Annotated in this window: 3 protein-coding genes; all 3 read left to right on the top strand. The window is 28.8% G+C overall.

Going from position 1 to position 1884, the window contains the following annotated elements; genetic code table 11:
- Positions 1 to 227: 227 nt before the first annotated feature.
- The 3 genes from DFQ10_RS18430 to DFQ10_RS18420 all read left to right on the top strand — a co-directional run bounded on the left by DFQ10_RS18430 (position 228) and on the right by DFQ10_RS18420 (position 1791).
- On the top strand, positions 228 to 473 hold the full coding sequence (locus DFQ10_RS18430; protein WP_115818921.1) for a hypothetical protein: 246 nt from the start codon (positions 228 to 230) through the stop codon (positions 471 to 473).
- An 11-nt stretch (positions 474 to 484) separates the two neighbouring features.
- The gene (locus DFQ10_RS18425; RefSeq protein WP_115818920.1) at positions 485 to 910 is read left to right on the top strand and encodes a hypothetical protein; all 426 of its coding nucleotides are present in this window, start codon (positions 485 to 487) and stop codon (positions 908 to 910) included.
- A 158-nt stretch (positions 911 to 1068) separates the two neighbouring features.
- Positions 1069 to 1791 carry a hypothetical protein gene (locus tag DFQ10_RS18420; RefSeq protein WP_115818919.1) on the top strand — a complete coding sequence of 241 codons (723 nt, stop codon included), beginning with the start codon at positions 1069 to 1071 and terminating at the stop codon, positions 1789 to 1791.
- Positions 1792 to 1884 lie beyond the last annotated feature (93 nt).

Raw genomic sequence — 1884 nt, 5'->3', positions numbered from 1 at the left:
TGACGAAGTCTAAAGCTTCTGCGTGTATATTAACCTTACTCCTCTCTTTTGTCTTTTCTGATTTATCCTTAAATTTAATGAATTGTAAACTTAAGCCGTGTATAATTAATTGCTTGGTTCACTGCCGACTTACGAAAATTCCGCTGGAATTTTCTATCTGTGATTAGTTTGCTAACTTAGTTGCTTAAACACGCAACTAACCATACACAAACACGTTGTAGGTAATTATGAGAAAAGACCCAGAGAAACTTTATTTTGAATTAATAACTGATAAAAATTATCATTTAGAAACTGTTGAAATAAAATTTAACAAACTCAATGTTGATACAATGAAATACAATTTATTTCAAGTAAAGTCTGCTATCGTATTTTTATCTCGATTTGAAAATGAAATTGATTCGATAGTTAATAAAGCAAATAGTGATTTATTATCAATTTTAAATGCTGCTACAGTAAAAGAAGAACGAGGTTAAAAAGTAGATGAATGAGGAATATATTTAAGAAAAAAACGAGTAAATCTGAAGAAATTAAGGAAGAGTTCTCAATTGGAAATTATGATTTTTGTTTTGACTTCGAAAAATCAAAAATTGAAATTAGCGGAAATAAAATTATTGATTTGACAATCAAGTCTGATGAAAGTACTTTCGATCAATTATGTGAAAAAGATGACTTTGAATTTAGTTACGGAATTTATTCGCCTGAATTTTATGCTCGTGAAATCGATTTAGGAAAAAAAGGACAGATTAGAATTAACGAAAAAAATCAAAATGATTATGAAACAGCATTGTACTTTATGGAACACAATGATTTGAATATAAATTTAAGTTTACATACGAGTTGGATTTTAATCGTTGGTTGGACAAAAATTAGCGGAAAAGAATATCCGATTACAATAAGAATGAAAAGATAAAAACTACCTACAACACCGTATATAATTTATTGCTAGTTCTAGCCTACTTACGAAAATCCTAGCGGATTTTCTATTCGGTTTTTATTTACTAAATTAGGTGCTTAAACCACGCAACAAACCATATACAACAACGTTAGCTGTAATTTGAACCAATCTTTATGGTAGAAAAAAAAGACATCGAAAAATTAATTATTCAGAACAAAAAAAGCACTCTGAAGAATCATTGGAACGATGCGTTTTTTTACAACACAATAAAATACAGCGGAGAAATAAAACCGAATGAACTTCTGATTTGGAGGTCTGCACATTTTTTAAGAGGAGCTTATCCTGTTTTCCATCTGACTTTTGACCAAAAAGGAGAATTGAACGGAATAAAAACGGAAAAGAATCCTTATCACAAACTTCTGAATAAAATATCAATCGGATTTTTTATTATACTTGCTTTGGTTTTATTATTTACGACTGAATTTAAGACTGCCATAATTGGAATAAGCGGAATTTCAATAATTGGAACTTTATTGCATTTAGTAATGTATAAAGCGAAAAAGTACGAGTCAAAAATATTGACTGACGAACTGAAAGAAGCCATAGAAAATATAGAACGAGAAAATAATCCTGAACTCATAAACATACCGAAAACGGAATTAAAAAGAGAAAAGGTTAAGGAATGGACTTTTACAAAAGTTTTGACAAGACTATTGCTCTATCCTTTCTGTCTATTAATGCTTTATTTATGCATTCTAATGATTTTTAATCCTGACCCATATTACCCAAGACAAAGACCATTAGGAATTATAGGTATCATAATTATTGGAGGATATTTAGTAGCCGACATAACGATTATTGTGAAAAATTTAATTAAAAATAAAAACTACAGCTAACAAAGTACTGTGGTAAAAAACAAGTAAAAATGTATTAATTTTTCACTAAAGTACTTTTATAATTTCCATCATATATTAATCCTGATTTAGCTA

Source organism: Winogradskyella eximia (assembly GCF_003386165.1).
GTDB classification, from domain to species: domain Bacteria; phylum Bacteroidota; class Bacteroidia; order Flavobacteriales; family Flavobacteriaceae; genus Winogradskyella; species Winogradskyella eximia.
The sequence above is the reverse complement of the archived record's forward strand: the minus strand, read 5'-3'. Positions and strand labels throughout refer to the sequence as shown.